This is a genomic window from Aquabacterium sp. A08 (assembly GCF_011742065.1).
The window spans coordinates 1-226 of sequence record NZ_JAAQQT010000231.1; the positions used below are offsets into that span (position 1 = coordinate 1).

A 226-nucleotide genomic window follows, 5' to 3' on the forward strand; every position below is an offset into this window, starting at 1 on the left:
TGGAAGTCGCCGGTGGGCTCGCCGTCTTTGCCCAGGCCCTGGTGGCCGGTGGCCACGCCTTGGACGGAACCGTCGGCGTTGTAGATGACTTCGGAAGCGGCAAAGCCGGGGAAGATCTCCACGCCCAGGCTTTCGGCCTGCTCGCCCAGCCATTTGGTCAGCGCGCCCAGGCTGATGACGTAGTTGCCGTGGTTGTGGAAGCAGTCGGGCACCAGGGCGTCGGGGG

The 226-nt window shown here is 67.3% G+C and carries 1 protein-coding gene; it reads right to left on the bottom strand.

The annotated features are described in order from the left end of the window. Window positions 1-226 (bottom strand): NAD(P)/FAD-dependent oxidoreductase (locus HA630_RS01295; protein ID WP_371809178.1); only part of this gene is annotated, 226 nt, incomplete at both ends.